This window comes from Actinoallomurus bryophytorum, from assembly GCF_006716425.1.
In the GTDB taxonomy this organism is placed as follows: domain Bacteria; phylum Actinomycetota; class Actinomycetes; order Streptosporangiales; family Streptosporangiaceae; genus Actinoallomurus; species Actinoallomurus bryophytorum.
In genome coordinates, this window is record NZ_VFOZ01000001.1 from 864035 (window position 1) to 879932 (window position 15898).

General features: G+C 70.9%; 11 protein-coding genes. 2 read left to right on the forward strand and 9 right to left on the reverse strand.

Annotation, left to right across the window (positions count from 1 at the left end; translation table 11 throughout):
* Positions 1 to 580 precede the first annotated feature (580 nt).
* Positions 581 to 1921: a YihY/virulence factor BrkB family protein gene (locus tag FB559_RS04130; RefSeq protein WP_185792031.1), complete on the forward strand. Its 1341-nt coding sequence runs from the start codon at positions 581 to 583 to the stop codon at positions 1919 to 1921.
* A gap of 367 nt (positions 1922 to 2288) precedes the next feature.
* Here FB559_RS04130 and gatB read toward each other — a convergent pair whose 3' ends face one another.
* From gatB to mnmA, 8 genes are all read right to left on the reverse strand, one after another.
* Positions 2289 to 3782, reverse strand: a complete 1494-nt coding sequence (gatB, locus tag FB559_RS04135) for an Asp-tRNA(Asn)/Glu-tRNA(Gln) amidotransferase subunit GatB (RefSeq protein WP_246121345.1) — start codon at positions 3780 to 3782, stop codon at positions 2289 to 2291.
* Positions 3779 to 5290 (reverse strand): Asp-tRNA(Asn)/Glu-tRNA(Gln) amidotransferase subunit GatA, encoded by a 1512-nt coding sequence (gene gatA / locus FB559_RS04140; protein ID WP_141953430.1) that lies wholly within the window; start codon positions 5288 to 5290, stop codon positions 3779 to 3781. Before gatA ends, gatB begins: the two co-directional genes overlap by 4 nt.
* 85 nt (positions 5291 to 5375) lie before the next feature.
* A complete protein-coding gene (gene gatC / locus FB559_RS04145) occupies positions 5376 to 5711 on the reverse strand; it encodes an Asp-tRNA(Asn)/Glu-tRNA(Gln) amidotransferase subunit GatC (RefSeq protein ID WP_141953433.1) in 336 nt (111 codons plus the stop codon).
* 249 nt (positions 5712 to 5960) lie between these two features.
* Positions 5961 to 8063 (reverse strand): putative bifunctional diguanylate cyclase/phosphodiesterase, encoded by a 2103-nt coding sequence (locus FB559_RS04150; protein ID WP_185792032.1) that lies wholly within the window; start codon positions 8061 to 8063, stop codon positions 5961 to 5963.
* A 227-nt stretch (positions 8064 to 8290) separates the two neighbouring features.
* Positions 8291 to 10453 carry an NAD-dependent DNA ligase LigA gene (gene ligA / locus FB559_RS04155; protein WP_141953435.1) on the reverse strand — a complete coding sequence of 721 codons (2163 nt, stop codon included), beginning with the start codon at positions 10451 to 10453 and terminating at the stop codon, positions 8291 to 8293.
* 126 nt (positions 10454 to 10579) lie between these two features.
* Positions 10580 to 11578, reverse strand: coding sequence for a methionine synthase (locus tag FB559_RS04160; RefSeq protein ID WP_141953437.1), 999 nt, complete (start codon positions 11576 to 11578; stop codon positions 10580 to 10582).
* Between the two features lie 47 nt (positions 11579 to 11625).
* Complete coding sequence (locus tag FB559_RS04165) at positions 11626 to 12441, reverse strand: LLM class F420-dependent oxidoreductase (protein WP_141953439.1); 816 nt, start codon at positions 12439 to 12441, stop codon at positions 11626 to 11628.
* Positions 12442 to 12492: 51 nt separating this feature from the next.
* Complete coding sequence (gene mnmA / locus FB559_RS04170; RefSeq protein WP_141953441.1) at positions 12493 to 13569, reverse strand: tRNA 2-thiouridine(34) synthase MnmA; 1077 nt, start codon at positions 13567 to 13569, stop codon at positions 12493 to 12495.
* 93 nt (positions 13570 to 13662) lie between these two features.
* On the opposite strand from mnmA, the gene FB559_RS04175 reads away from it, so the two are divergent.
* The gene (locus tag FB559_RS04175) at positions 13663 to 14667 is read left to right on the forward strand and encodes a DUF695 domain-containing protein (protein WP_141953443.1); all 1005 of its coding nucleotides are present in this window, start codon (positions 13663 to 13665) and stop codon (positions 14665 to 14667) included.
* Positions 14668 to 14676: 9 nt separating this feature from the next.
* On the opposite strand, the gene FB559_RS04180 is transcribed toward FB559_RS04175, so the two are convergent.
* Positions 14677 to 15831, reverse strand: a complete 1155-nt coding sequence (locus FB559_RS04180) for a cysteine desulfurase family protein (protein ID WP_141953446.1) — start codon at positions 15829 to 15831, stop codon at positions 14677 to 14679.
* Between the last annotated feature and the right edge of the window lie 67 nt (positions 15832 to 15898).

The following is a 15898-nucleotide window of genomic DNA, read 5'->3' on the forward strand; positions in this document are numbered from 1 at the left end:
TCTGGGTGGCCCGGGCCGGGAGCGGGCGGTCAGGCCCGGAACGAGCGGTGGCCGCACCGGTAGCCAGACAGCCGGCCGGGCCAGGAAGCCGCCAAGCGGTAGGAGTATCCCCCGCCGGACGCTCGGCCCGTCTGCCCGGCCGTCACCTCGGCGGCGGTCAGCGCGACCAGCCGCAGCGGGTCGAAACGCCGCCTACGCGCACTCGGCGGGCGACCCGGTGCCCGCGTTGGCGGACCTGCCCGTCTCCCGTCTGCCCGTCTCCCGTCTGCCCGTCTCCCGTCTGCCCGTCTCCCGTCTGCCCGTCTCCCGTCTGCCCGTCTGCCCGTCTGCCCGTCTGCCCGTCTGCCCGTCTGCCCGTCTGCCCGTCTGCCCGTGGCCATTGGCCGGGCCCGGCCAATGGCCGGACGGGCGAGGCGTTGGCCGGACGGGCGAGCCTGGCGGTGGCCAGTGGTGGGGCCGTGAATCTGTGTCGGGACCGGTGGCCGGGCGGCGCCGGACGGGCCGCGTGTTGGGCGGCATGTGGTCGGCCGGTTACCGAACGGGGTGCGGCGCAGGCGCTCGTGCCCCTATCGTCACTTGGGTGTCAGAAGATCAGCGACATATCCGGATAGCGATATTCATCCAGCGCTTCCTGAGCACGGAGACCATGCGGCGTGCGGTCGCTGGGCCGGGCGAGGGTTTCACGGCGCGCGACTGGGTCGTCGTCATCCAGCGGGTGCGCAAAGAGGCCAAGGAGGACAACGTCGGGCTGATCGCCGCCGGCGTCGCCTTCTGGGCCATCCTCTCGATCGTTCCGCTGCTGGTGGGGATCATGGCGGTCGGCGTTCTGGTCGCTGGTCCGGCCCAGGTCCACGAGCAGCTCCGCCCGCTGGCCGGCATTCTGCCGCGTCCTGTCGCCCACTCCCTCACGGACCAGCTGTCGGACGCGGCCGCTGCGATGAGTGGCCAGGGACGGACGCTCGGCCTCGTCGTCGGCCTCCTCGGTGTGCTGTGGACGTGTTCGCGCGGGATCAGCGCGGTGATCAGCGGCCTACACATCGTGATCGACGAGACGGAGACGCGGAGTGTCGTACGGCGCCGTGCCACGGCGTTCGCCCTGGCCATCGGGGCGGTGGCCACCGTCCTGGGCGCGCTGGCGCTGGTCTCCGCCGTACCCCATGTCGCGCTGCACCAGGCGGACGTGGTGCTGGGCTTCGGGATCCGGTGCGTGATCCTCGCCCTGCTCGCGGTCGTCGGCCTGATCCTGCTGTACCGCTACGGCCCGGACCGCAAGGACGCGGACTGGCACGCCGTGCGCTGGGGCGCGGGGATCGCCATGGTGTGCTGGCTGGTGATGTCTCTGGTGTTGGGCCTGTACGTGGCGGACACGGGCGGCCGAAGCTCGACGTACGGGACTCTCGCGGGCGTGGCGGCCATCGCGACCTGGCTGTACATGTCGTCCTACATCGTCCTGCTCGGCGCGGAGATCAACGCCGAGATCGAACGCATCCTGGCCCGCAGATCCGTCATGCGCGACGAGCCCGCCGAGGCACACCCCGAGAAGCCGGATGAGCATGCCCTCCCCGCAGCGGACTCATCCCTGGCCACTGCGGCCAGCCGACCCGCGGACCCCAACGGCAACGGCAACGGCAACGGCAACGGCAACGGCAACGGCAACGGCAACGGCACGAAACACCTGCCGGAGAACCCTGTTGTGCCCGGCCTCTCCGCGGCGGACTCCGTTCCCGCCACCCCGGCGACCCGGCCCATGGAACCTCACGACAACGGACCGAAGGAACCAGTCGAGCCGGCCGACCCCACAGCGGACTCACCTCCGGCCGCACCGGCGGAACCCCACAGCACCCGCCCGGAGGGCCCACCCGCCGCGTCTCCTGCCATCCCCCGCGCAGACCCACAGGGCGAGCCGACAGTATCCGCCTGAGCCTTACAGCACGGCCCAGCCACACGGCCCAGCCACACGGCCCAGCCACACGGCCCAGCCACACGGCCCAGCCACACGGCACGGCCCAGCCACACGGCCCAGCCACACGGCCCAGCCACACGGCCCAGCCACACGGCCCAGCCACACGGCCCAGCCACACGGCCCAGCCACACGGCCCAGCCACACGGCCCAGCCACACGGCCCAGCCACACGGCCCAGCCACACGGCCCAGCCACACGGCCCAGCCACACGGCCCAGCCACACGGCCCAGCCACACGGCCCAGCCACACGGCCCGATGCGGTCCTCCTCCGGAGGACCGCATCATCGCCGTCGTCTTCGAGGACCGTGGCCGGCGGTGGGGTCGGGTCAGCCGGTGAGTTTCTCGATGATGAGCTCGCGGGCGCGGCCGGCGTCGGCCTGGCCTCGGGTGGCCTTCATGACCGCGCCTACCAGGGCGCCGGCCGCGGCCACCTTGCCGCCGCGGATCTTGTCGGCGACCTCCGGGTTGCCCGCGATGACCTCGTCGATGACGCTGGAGAGCTCGCCGTCGTCGCTGACGACCTTCAGGCCGCGCTTCTCCACGACCTCGTCCGGGGTGCCCTCGCCGGCGAGGACGCCGTCGAAGACCTGCCGGGCGAGCTTGTCGTTGATGGTGCCCTCGGCGACGAGGAGGCTCACCCGTACGACGTCCGCCGGAGTGACCGGCAGCTCCGTGAGCTCCACGCCCTGTTCGGTGGCGCGGCGGGAGAGTTCGTTCATCCACCACTTGCGCGCGGCGGGTGCGTCGGCGCCGGCCTGGACGGTCTCCTCGATGAGGTCGAGCGCCCCGGCGTTGACGATGTCCTGGAACTCCTTCTCGCTGACCGCCCACTCGTCGCGTACCCGTACGCGGCGCGCGGCGGGCAGTTCGGGCAGGCCGCCGAGCAGCTCCTTGACCCATTCGCGCGACGGGGCCATCGGCACCAGGTCCGGCTCGGGGAAGTAGCGGTAGTCCTGCGCCTCTTCCTTGCTCCGGCCGCTCGTCGTGGTGCCGCTGTCCTCCTGGAAGTGGCGCGTCTCCTGGACCACACGCTCGCCCGCGTCGAGGACGGCCGCCTGGCGTTCGATCTCGTGCCGTACGGACCGCTCGACCGAGCGCAGGGAGTTGACGTTCTTGGTCTCCGAGCGGGTGCCCCAGACCGTGGACCCGGACGGCATCAGCGAGACGTTGACGTCGCAGCGCATCGAGCCCTGCTCCATGCGTACGTCGGACACGCCCAGGGAACGGACCAGCTCGCGCAGCTCGGTGGCGTACGCCCGCGCGACCAGCGGAGCCGCCACCCCAGTGTCGGGGATCGGCTTGGTGACGATCTCGACGAGCGGGATGCCGGCCCGGTTGTAGTCCACCAGGGAGTAGTCGGCGCCGTGGATCCGGCCGGTGGCGCCGCCGACGTGCAGCGACTTGCCGGTGTCCTCCTCCATGTGGACCCGCTCGATCTCGACGCGGTACGTCCGGCCGTCGACCTCGACGTCGAGGTGGCCGTCGACGCACAGCGGCTCGTCGTACTGCGAGATCTGGAAGTTCTTCGGCATGTCCGGATAGAAGTAGTTCTTCCGGGCGAACCGGCACCACTCCACGATCGAGCAGTTCAGCGCGAGGCCGATCTTGATGATGCCCTCGATCGCGGACCGGTTCGTCACCGGCAGGGCGCCCGGCAGGCCGAGGCAGACCGGGCAGACCTGGGTGTTCGGCGGAGCGCCGAACGTGGTCGAGCAACCACAGAACATCTTGCTCCGGGTGCCCAGCTCGATGTGGGTCTCGATGCCCAGCACCGGCTCGTACCGCGCCAGCGCCTCGTCGTACGGCACAAGAGTGGTCACTTCGCAGCCTCCGTGAGGTCTGGGGCCTGGGCCAGCAGCGGACCACCCCAGCGGTCCTGCAGGGCCTTCTCCACCGCGGCGCCGACGCGATAGACGCGATCGTCGGCCAGCACCGGCGCCATGACCTGCAGGCCGACCGGCAGGCCGTCCTCGTCGGCCAGGCCGCAGGGCACCGAGATGGCGGCGTTGCCGGCGAGGTTGGAGGGGATCGTGCACAGGTCGGCGAGGTACATCGCCATCGGGTCGTCGGCCCGCTCCCCGATCGGGAACGCGGTCGTCGGGGTCGTCGGCGAGATGAGCACGTCCACCTGCTCGTACGCCGCGTCGAAGTCGCGGGCGATGAGCGTGCGGACCTGCTGGGCCTTGCCGTAGTAGGCGTCGTAGTAGCCGCTCGACAGCGCGTAGGTGCCGAGCATGATGCGGCGCTTGACCTCTTCGCCGAAGCCCTCGGCGCGGGTCAGCGCCATGACCTCCTCGGCCGAGCGCGTGCCGTCGTCACCGACGCGCAGCCCGTAACGCATCGCGTCGAAGCGGGCCAGGTTGGACGAGCACTCCGACGGGGCGATCAGGTAGTACGCCGGCAGGGCGTAGGTGAAGTGCGGGCAGGACACCTCGACCACCTTGGCACCGAGCGACTCGAGGAGCTCGACCGTCTCGTGGAAGCGCGCCAGGACGCCGGGCTGGTAGCCCTCGCCGCCGAACTCCTTGACCACACCGATGCGCAGACCCTCCACGTCGGCGCGGCGCGCGGCCTCGACCACGGGGGGTACGGGTGCGTCGATCGAGGTGGAGTCCATCGGGTCGTGCCCGGAGAACGCCTCGTGCAGCAGTGCCGCGTCCAGGACCGTACGGGCCAGCGGGCCCGGCGTGTCCAGCGAGGAGGCGAACGCGATCACGCCGTACCGCGAGGAGCCGCCGTAGGTGGGCTTCATGCCGACCAGGCCGGTGACCGCGGCGGGCTGGCGGATCGAGCCGCCCGTGTCGGTGCCGGTGGCCAGCGGCGCCTCGTACGCGGCGACCGCCGCCGACGAGCCGCCGGACGACCCGCCGGGGATCCGCGTGAGGTCCCACGGGTTGTGCGTCGTGCCGTACGCGCTGTTCTCCGTGGAGGAGCCCATCGCGAACTCGTCCATGTTGGTCTTGCCGAGGATGACCAGGCCGGCCTCGCGCAGCCGTGCGGTGACGGTCGCGTCGTACGGCGGGTGCCAGCCCTCCAGGATCTTGGAGGAGCAGGTGGTCGGCATGTCCTCGGTGGTGAAGACGTCCTTGTGCGCGATGGGCACGCCCGCGAGCGGGCCGAGCTGCTCGCCGGCGGCGCGCTTCGCGTCGACGGCGCGCGCCTGCGAGAGAACGGTCTCCCCATCGACGTGCAGGAACGCCTTGACCGAACCGTCGACCGCGTTGATGCGGTCGAGGTGGGCCTGGGCGACCTCGGCGGCCGAGGCCTCGCCGGAGGCGATGAGCGCGGCCAGCTCGGCGGCGGTCTTCTTGATGAGACTCGAGCTCATTGGTCGCTCAGCGCTCCTCATTCGCTACGCGGACGGCCTCGTGCCTCACCCGTCCACTCCACTCACTGCGTCGGGTTCGCTCCACTCAGACCTCCTCGTCCAGGATCCGCGGGACCTTGAAACGCTGCTGCTCGGAGGCAGGGGCGCCGGAGAGCGCCTGTTCGGGCGTGAGGCCCGGACGCAGCTCGTCGGCGCGGTAGACGTTGGTCAGCGGCAGTGCGTGCGAGGTCGGCGGAATGTCGGCCGCCGTGACCTCCTGGACGCGTGCGACCGCGGAGATGATGTCACCGAGCTGGGTGGCGAGGTGGTCGAGCTCGTCCTCGCGTAGCGCCAGCCGGGAAAGCCGGGCGAGGTGCGCGACCTCGTCCCGGGTGATGGCTCCGCCGGTGGCGGCACCCGTGGCGGCGTGCTCATCAGGCATAGGGAAACCGTTTCTGCGATCGATGGGTTCTCTTCAATCCTAGAGGGCCAAGGACACCCGCACCGACCGGTTTAGAGCCCGCGCGGGCAGGACTGCGCTACTGCGCCGTGTCCAGGCGGCGCCTGGCGGCGTTGTCGTCGGTCGCCGGACAACACCGGGCCGACTCCCTCCTCCGCCTTGCCAGACACCACCTGGACACCGCTCGCTACGCGCGCCCCACCCGCGCGGGCTCTCACCCAGCGGTGATCGTCAGCAGGCGGCCTCTTCTTGTGCGGCCAGCAGGTGGGAGCGTTCGCGGAGCCAGATGGTCGCGTCGGCGGCGGTCATCGGCGGCCGGAAGTGGTAGCCCTGGGCCGCGTCGCAGCCCATCTTGCGCAGCAGGGTGGCCGTGCCGGCGTTCTCCACGCCTTCGGCGACGGACCGCAGCCCGAGCGTGTGGACGAGGTCGACGATGGACTGGACGATCACCGCGTCGTCGCCCGTGTCGCACAGCCGGCCGACGAACGAGGAGTCGATCTTGATCTCCTCCACCGGCAGGCTCCTCAGGCGTACGAGCGAGGAGTAGCCGGTGCCGAAGTCGTCCAGGCTCAGGGGGATGCCGAGCTTGGCGAGGGCCGCGACCGTGTCGGCGGCGTAGGCCGGTTCGGTCATCAGGATCCGCTCGGTGATCTCGAGCTGGAGCGCGTGCGGGGGCACGGAGTGCCGCAGCAGGGCGGAGGCGATGGTCTCGGTGAGCGTCGAGTCGAGCAGGTCACGTCCTGAGGCGTTGATCGCCACCTGGATCTGCAGCCCGGCCTTCCACCACTCGGCCACCTGCGCGAGGGCGGCACCGACGACGAAGCCGGTGATGCCGCGCATGAGGTAGGTCTGCTCGGCGATCGGGAGGAACTGGTCCGGGGTGAGCAGGCCCTTGGTGGGATGCCGCCAGCGCAGCAGCGCCTCCATGCCGGCCGGGCGGCCGTCCTCAAGGAAGATCTTGGGCTGGTAGTGCAGCTCCAGCTCGCCGCGGTCGATGGCACGGCGCAGCTCCCCCTGGCGGCCCAGCCGCTCCGGGGAGTTTCGGTCGCGGTCGGGTGAATAGATCTCCACCCCGGTGCGACTCTCCTTCGCCACGTACATCGCGACGTCGGCGCGCTGCAGCAGGAGCTCGAAGTCGGGCGCGTGGTCGGGATGGAGCGCGATGCCCACGCTGCCGTCGAGGTCGAAGGAGTTGCCGTCGAGCCGTACCGGCTCGTTGAGCGCGGCCCGCAGCCGGGCCGCCACCTCACGCGCGGCGCGCGCGTCGCGTACGGAGGGCAGCAGCACGGCGAACTCATCTCCGCCGAGCCGTGCGACGAGGTCACCGGGCCGCACGCTGTGGGTCAGCCGGTGCGCGACGAGCTGCAGCAGCCGGTCGCCGGTGGGGTGCCCGAGCGTGTCGTTGACCTCCTTGAACCGGTCCAGGTCCAGGAGGAAGAGACCGACGCGCTGCTGCGGCTCCTCGTCGTCGGTGTCGCGCCCCTGCACCGCCCTGCGCTCGGCCCGGTGACGTGCCTGGGCCAGCGCCTCCTCGGTACGGACGATCAGCAGCTTGCGGTTGGGCAGCCCGGTGAGGGCGTCGTGCAGGGCCTGGTGTTCGCGGCTGAGCGAGACCGAGGCGTTGAGGTAGACCGCGATGAACGGCAGCACGAACAGCGGCACGAACGCCGCGGACCGGCTCATCGCGACCGCGACGAGCGGCGCCAGGCCCAGCAGGGCGCTGTGCACGAGGAGCTGGAGGCCGAGGTTCCACCGCATCGCCTTGACCATCGAACCGCGCTCGTGGAAGGCGATGGCGGCGTTCACCAGCAGCGAGTTGACCAGGAAGTAGACCATGCCGGCCAGCGCCAGCGGCAGCAGGTCGGTGCCTTCGAGGATCCACACGTGACTCGGCGAGGCGGTGATGCCGAACGCCAGCAGCGTGAGCCCGGACGCCGTGAAGCTCAGGGTGTACTGGCCGACGTTGAACGCGTTGCGGTGGACGGCGCGCCTGCGCAGGGCGCCGCTGGCCACGGTGGCGATCGCCTGCAACAGCAGGGCCGTGGGAAGACCCGCGTAGAGCATGGTGGCGAAGGTGAACGTGGTCGAGATGGTGGCGCCGGTGGTCTCGGTGGAGCCGGGGGTGACGATCGGCTTGAGCTCGCCGAGGAGGATGAGGGCGGCCAGGATCCAGAAAAGCGGGTTACGGACCAGCTCCCGCAGGTCGTCGCGGTGAAGGAAGGCGACCGAGGTGGCCAGGGCCGCGACACCGACCAAAGTGACACAGGCGATGTAGACCCACAACGGCGATCCGCGCCGAGGGACCGTGTCCCGCGTGTTGTTCGGGTCCTTCATCACGTCCTCGAGGGGTTACACCAAACGCTCCGCCTTGGATCAGTGCGGTGGTGTTTGGACGGACACAGGTGGTGCTTGAGGGGAGACTACGACGTTCGGGCAACTTCGCGAAACCAGTTGGGCACGTTCCGTTACGTCCGAAATCTAGGGTTGATCGGCTCGTCAGTAATCAGACGATACCGTACGGTATGTTGTCGCAGGTCAGAAAGCAGAGAACTGGCCCCGTGTCACTCTTCGGAAGTGATCGCTACCTCAGTGGCCGCATCCGGCCCTTTTTCGAGCAGAACGGCGAATCCCGCGTCGTCCAGAAGAGGTACGCCGAGCTTGACCGCTTTGTCGTATTTGGACCCTGGGCTGTCTCCGAACACCACAAATCCGGTCTTTTTGGACACCGCGCTGGACACCTTGCCGCCGAGCGCCTGCACCGCGGCGGTGGCGGAGTCACGGCTGTGGCTCTCGAGCGAACCGGTGATCACCACGCTGACGCCTTCGAGCGGCCGTGGGCCTTCGCTGCCCTCGTCCTCCATGCGCACGCCGGCCGCGCGCCACTTTTCGACGATCTCGCGGTGCCAGTCGACCTCGAACCAGTCCTTGACCGCGGCCGCGATCGTCGGCCCGACGTCCTCGACCGCGGTGAGCTCCTCCTCCGAGGCCTCGATGATGCGGTCCATCGACCGGAACTCCCGCGCCAGGGCCTGCGCGGCCGTGGGCCCGACATGCCTGATCGAGAGCCCGACCAGGACCCGCCAGAGCGGCTGCCGCTTGGCCTTCTCCAGCTCCTCGAAGAGCTTGTCCACCGTCTTCTTGGGCTCGCCCGCCTTGGTGGCGAAGAAGGTGACGACCTTCTCCTCCCCCGTCTTCGGGTCGATCTTGGGCAGGCCGGTGCGCTGCTCGCGTACGACGGACTTGATCTTTTTCAGCTCGTCGATGTCCAGGTGGAACAGGTCACCTTCGTTTTTGACCGGCGGGTCGTCGGGCTCCAGCGGCTGGGTCAGCGCGGTCGCCGCGACATAGCCGAGGGCCTCGATGTCGAAGGCGCCGCGGCCGGCCACGAAGTAGAGGCGCTCGCGGAGCTGGGCGGGACAGTTGCGGGCGTTGGGGCAGCGGATGTCGACGTCGCCCTCCTTCTGCGCCCTCAGCTCCGTGTCGCACTCAGGGCAGTGGGTCGGCATCGCGAACTCGCGCTCACTGCCGTCCCTCAGGTCGGCGACGGGGCCGACGATCTCGGGGATGACGTCACCGGCCTTGCGCAGCACGACCATGTCGCCGATCTTCACGCCCTTGCGCCGCACCTCGTCGGCGTTGTGCAGCGTGGCGTACGCGACCGTGGAACCGGCGACCTTGATCGGCTCCATCACGCCGTACGGCGTCACCCGCCCGGTGCGGCCGACACCGACGCGGATGTCGAGGAGCCGGGTGTTGACCTCCTGCGGCGGGTACTTCCAGGCGATCGCCCACCGCGGCCAGCGGCTCGTGGACCCGAGCCGGCGCTGCAGCGTGAGCTGGTCGACCTTGACCACGACACCGTCGATCTCGTACGCGGGCTCGTGCCGGTTTTCGCCGTAGTGCTCGATGTAGTGGCGTACCTCCTCGAGCCCGTCGACGACCGTGTAGCGGTCGCTCACCGGCAGGCCGAACGACCGCATCACCTCGTACGCGTGCGACTGGCTCTCGGGCTGCGTGCCACCCGTCCACGTGCCGAAGCCGTGCACGATCATGTTGAGCGGGCGCTTGGCGGTGACCCGCGGGTCCTTTTGCCGCAGCGACCCCGCCGCCCCGTTGCGCGGGTTGGCGAACGGCGCCTTGCCCGCGTCGACCAGGCTTTCGTTGAGCTTTTCGAACGCCTCGACCGGGAGGTAGACCTCGCCGCGCACCTCCAGCACGTCGGGGATGTCCTCCCCCTTGAGCTGGGTCGGGATGGCCTCGATGGTGCGGATGTTGTTGGTGATGTCCTCACCCGTGCGCCCGTCACCGCGCGTCGCACCGCGTACGAGCCGGCCCTGCTCGTAGGTCAGGTTGACCGCCAGTCCGTCGATCTTGAGCTCGCACAGGAACGAGGCGAGCGTGCCGACCTCCTTCTCCGCGCGCGCCACCCAGGCGGACAGCTCGTCGGTGCTGAAGGCGTTGTCGAGGCTCTGCATGCGCTCGAGATGCTCGACCGTGTCGAACTCGGTCGTGATCGGCGACCCGACCTTCTGCGTCGGCGAGTCGGGCGTGATCAGCTCGGGATGCTCGCTCTCCAGCTCCAGGATCTGGCGCATCAGGCGGTCGTAGTCCGCGTCGCTGATCGTCGGCTGGTCGAGAACGTAGTAACGGTAGTTGGCGTCGTCGAGCTCCTGGCTCAGCTCGCCATGACGCTGCCGGGCCTCATCGGGTATGCCTGTCGCCACGTGTGTCTCCCCTGCCGTGCGAGTACCGCCAAACAGTATTCTCTCGCGCGGCTCTGACACTTTGACCTGCGGCGCGCCCGTTGTTCGGGCCTGGTCGCGTCACGCGTACGCAGGGTCCGTACGCGGTCAGTCCTCGGCGGAGTCGCGCAGGATGCGGCCGGCCTCGCGGCAGTGCCTCAGGGCGCCGCGCGCGTACGCCGGGGTGGCGCCGGACAGCCCGCAGGACGGGGTGAGGACCACCGACGCGGCGAGTGATCGGGGTGAGAGCCCGAGGCGGTGCCACAGCTCGCGTACCGGCGCGACGGACTTCGCCGGGGCCGGCAGACGGGTGCCGCGCCCGGGGACGACGCCCATGAGGAAGCCGGTACCCGCCTCGACGGCCTCGCCGATCGCGTCCTCGTCGCGGATCAGGGACGCGTCGGCCGAGATCGCCTTGGCGCCGGCCGAGCGCAGCAGGGCGTACGGGACGCGGCGGGCGCAGCAGTGCACGATCGGGAAGGCCCCGGCCGTCTCGATGACATGCCGCAGCCGTTCTTCGGCGTGGGGCGCCTCGACGGAGCGGATACGGGAGAAGCCGCTCGCGGTGGGCACGCTGCCGTCCAGCACCCCGGGCAGGGACGGCTCGTCCAGCTGCAGGAGCACGGTCGCCCGCGGCAGCCGCCGCCGTACGTCACGGACGTGCGCGGCCACCCCTTCGGCGAGCGAGGCCGTCAGATCGCGTACCGCACCGGGATCGGCGAGCGCTCGCTCACCGCTCCTCATCTCGATGGACGCGGCGAGGGTCCACGGGCCGGCCACCTGGATCTTGACCGGTCCTTCGACGTCGGCGCCGAGCTCCTCCAGAGTGTCGAGGTCCTGGGCGAGGTAGCCGTGGGTACGGGACGTGTCGCCGCCGGGGTGGTCGGCGAACCTCCAGCCCGAAGGTTGCAGGCTGACGGCGAGGTCGACGAGCAGCCCGGCGGTCCGCGCGATCATGTCCGCCCCGGGACCGCGGGCGGGCAGCTCGGGCAGATGCGGCAGGTCCGGCAGTTCGCCGATCACGACCTGGAGCGCTTCGGCCGGGTCTTCGCCGGGATAGGAGCCGACACCGGTGGCGGAACCTTCGCTCCACGGGAACTCATGCACGGCCCTGAGCCTAGTCAGCCACCGCACCCGCCGAGCCGTGGCGAGAGCTAGGCGGTCAGGCGGGCGTAGGTGTCGAGGCGTTCGAGGGTCGGGGCCGTCGGCTCGGTCGGCAGGTAGAACAGGATCTCGTCCACGCCCGCCAGCGTCAGCTGCTCGACCCTGTCCGCCCTGGCCGCGGCGGCATAGGCCACGACCGGCACGTGCCACCCCGCGCGGGCGCGCAGGTCGGCCACCGCCTCGGCCAGGCCGTCGTCCTCGCGTCCCACGTCCGGCAGCCAGCCGTCGCCGTACTCGATGACGCGGTCCAGGGTCGTCGGGCCCCAGCCGCCGATCAGGATCGGTGGCCGGCGTACCGGCTTCGGCCAGGAGTAGATCGGATCGAAGTCGGCGAACTCACCGTGGAACTCGGCCTGGTCGCTCTCCCAGATCGCCCGGATCGCGAGGACGTACTCCCGCATACGGGCCACCCGGGTCTTCGGGTCCGTGCCGTGGTTCAGCATCTCCCGGCGGCTCCAGCCGGCGCCGACGCCGAGTACGGCGCGGCCACCGGTGACCACGTCGAGGGACGCGGTCTCCTTGGCGAGCAGGATCGGGTCACGCTGGTTGATCAGGGCGATGCCGGTGCCGACCTCGAGCCGCTCGGTGGCGGCCCCGGCCACGGCCAGCGTCACGAACGGGTCCAGCGTCCGGTAGTAGTGACGCGCCAGGCCCTCGCCCGACGCGGACGGCGGCCCCATCTCGACCGGAACATGGGTGTGCTCCGCGACGTACAACGACGCGAAGCCGCGCTCCTCCAGCGCCGGGCCGAGCACGGCGGGCGGAATGCCCTCATCCGTCACGAAGGTCGAGACACCGAATCTCATGCTTCTCCAAACGTGGTGAACGGTCCTCCCCTACCCGCCACGTTCGGATGATCACGCCATCGACGGCACCGCGACCGCGATCGTGGACGAGCCCAGCACCGTGTCACCCGCGTACAGCACCGCCGCCTGTCCCTTGGCGACGCCGCGCGCCGGGCGGTCGAGGCTCAGGCGCAGCACGTCGCCCTCGACGCGGACGGTGCAGTCGTACACCTCTCCGTGCGCCCGCAGCTGGACCACACATGAAAGCGGGCCGTCCGGCGGCGGCGAGAGCCACACGGGGCGCTCCCCCACGATCTCGTGCACGTCGAGTGCCTCGCGCGGGCCGACCGTCACCGTGTTGGTCACCGGGGAGATGTCCAGGACGTAGCGCGGCCGTCCGTCCGGCGCGGGACGGCCGAGGCGCAGTCCGTGCCGCTGGCCGATCGTGTACGCGTACGCGCCGTCGTGTGAGCCCAGCACCTCGCCGGAGGTGTCGACGATCGGGCCCTCCTCCGCACCCAGCCGCGAAGCGAGAAAACCGCGGGTGTCGCCGTCGGCGATGAAGCAGATGTCGTGGCTGTCCGGCTTGTCGGCGACCGCCAGGCCGCGGCGGTCGGCCTCGCGGCGTACGTCCGCCTTGGTCGTGTCGCCCAGCGGGAACATCGCGTGCGCGAGCTGCTCCCGTGTGCACACCGCCAGGACGTAGGACTGGTCCTTGCCCTGGTCGACGCTGCGCCGCAGCGTGCCGTCGACCAGCTGCGCGTGGTGCCCGGTGCAGACCGCGTCGAAGCCGAGGGCGATCGCGCGGTCCAGCAGCGCCTGGAACTTGATCTTCTCGTTGCAGCGCAGGCACGGATTGGGCGTACGGCCCGCGGCGTACTCGCTGACGAAGTCCTGCACGACGTCGCGGTCGAAGCGTTCGGCCATGTCCCAGACGTAGAACGGGATGCCGATCACGTCGGCGGCGCGGCGCGCGTCGCGGGCGTCCTCGAGCGTGCAGCAGCCACGTGCGCCGGTGCGGTAGGACTTGGGGTTGGCGGACAGTGCGAGATGGACACCGGTCACCTCGTGACCGGCTTCGGCGGCACGTGCGGCGGCCACCGCGGAGTCCACCCCGCCCGACATGGCGGCGAGTACGCGAAGAGTCATGACCTATCGAGGGTACGCACCGCGGGCCGCAAACGGGAAACCCGCCCGCCCGCGCGTACTCGGTGGCCTGTCCCACATACGATTGGCGGCACTATGGGATTCTTCCGCCGTTCACCCGACGCCGCAGCCCCGCACACCGAGGCCATCGCCCGCTTCTGGGAGTGGTGGCCGCAGGCCCGCAGACGGCTCGACAACGGGATGCCCGCCGACATCGCGGATGACATGTCCGCGTACGTCGAGGCCATACACAAAGATCTCGAATGGGAGATCGGCCCCGGTCCCGGCCTGACCGTGAGCGGCGGCGGCGTCGACGAGCTGCGCGGCATCGCCGAACGCTGGCTGCTCGGCGCCCCCGACGACGGCTGGGTGTTCCGCGCGGCGCGCCCGGCCGACCCGGCGATGCTCAGCGGGAAGCTCCAGCTCGACGAGCACGAGTTCGACCTGGAGTACGTACGTATGGGGCTGCGCGCCGACTCGACCCGCGCGCGCGTCGACATCACCTCCTACCACCCGGACTTTCTCTTCGTCCCGGACGAGACCCGGCTCGCCCTCACCTACCGCGTGCTCGACTGGGCGCTCGGCGAGGACGACGTCGCGCGCTGGGTGGGCGAGGTCACGACGGTCGCGGACGAGCCCCTGGACGCGCTGCCGCCGAGCATGCTGCCGACCGTGGTCGAGCAGATCTCCGCGCCGTTCAGCGAGCCGGCGTGGCTGGTCGGCGAGGGCCGTACGCCGCTGGGTCACGCCGCGCGGGTCTCCGTACGCTTCCCGCTGCACCGGCAGGACTATCCGCTGTGCGACCAGTACATCTCGGTCGCACTGCCGTACGCCCACGCCAACCCCGACCGGCTGCCGGTCGAGCCGTCGGCCTCGGCGCTGCGTGACTTCGAGACGGCCGTCGAGGCGCTGGGCAGCGGAGCCGTACTCGCCGCGCACGAGACCGGCGACGGGCGCCGCACCCTGCACCTGTACGCCGACCCCGGGTCGGGTGCGGTCGCGAAGATCGACCAGCTCGCCGCGTCCTGGTCCGAGGGGCGTGCCAAGGTCACCACGCAGCCGGATCCGGCCTGGACCGCGCTGGCGCCGTACCGTCCTTAGAACGGCGTCTCAGACGGCGCCCGCGCGGCGCGCGCGCTCGACCACGGGGCCGATCGCCGCCGCCGCGGCCTCGACGTCGGCCTCGGCCGAGTCGTGGCCGAGGGAGAACCTCAGCGACCCGCGGGCCCTGCCGAGGTCGGCGCCCATCGCCAGGAGTACGTGACTGGGCTCGGCCACGCCCGCCGAGCACGCCGAGCCCGTGGAGCACTCGATTCCGCGCGCGTCGAGCAGCATCAGCAGGGCGTCGCCCTCACATCCGGGGAACGAGAAGTGCGCGTTGCCGGGCAGGCGGTCGACCGGGTCGCCGTTGAGCACGGCGTCCGGGACCTCCTTGCGGATGCGCCCGATGAGGTCGTCGCGTAGCCGCGTGAGGCGGTCGGCCTCGGCGGTGCGGCGCGAGACCGCGACGCCGATCGCGGCGGCGAACGCCGCGATCCCGGCCGTGTCGAGCGTGCCGGATCGCACGTCGCGCTCCTGGCCGCCGCCGTGCATCACCGGGACCGGGTCGAGCCCCTTGGCCAGCAGCAGCGCGCCGACGCCGACCGGGCCGCCGATCTTGTGCCCGGTGATGGTCATGGCGTCGGTCGTGAACCGGACCGGCAACAGCGCGGTCGCCTGCACGGCGTCGGTGTGGAACGGGATGCCGTGCTCGCGGGCGATCTCGGCGAGCTCACTGATCGGCTGCACCGTGCCGACCTCGTTGTTGGCCCACATGACGCTGACGAGGGCGACCGAGTCCGGGTCCCGCTCGACGGCGGCACGCAGTGTGGCGGGGAGGACGCGGCCGTGTTCGTCGACCGGGAGGCGCTCGACGGTGGCGCCCTCGCGTTCGGCCAGCAGGTCGGCCGAGTCGAGTACGGCGTGGTGCTCGACCGCGCTGACGAGCACGCGGGTACGCCCGGGGCCGGCGTCGCGCCGGGCCCAGAAGATGCCCTTGACCGCGAGGTTGTCGGCCTCGGTGCCGCCGCTGGTGAACACCACCTCGCTGGGACGGGCGCCCATCGCCTCGGCGATGATCTCGCGTGACTCCTCGACGACGCGCCGTGCCCGTCGACCGGAGGCGTGCAGTGAAGAGGGGTTCCCGACGCGCGCCATCTCCGCGGTCATCGCGTCGATCGCCTCGGGCAGCATCGGCGTGGTCGCCGCATGATCCAGGTACACCATGGCGGCCTCAGCCTATCCGCGCGTTCTGCGGGCGGCGACGCCGCGGTCCGGTCCTGGACGGCCGTTC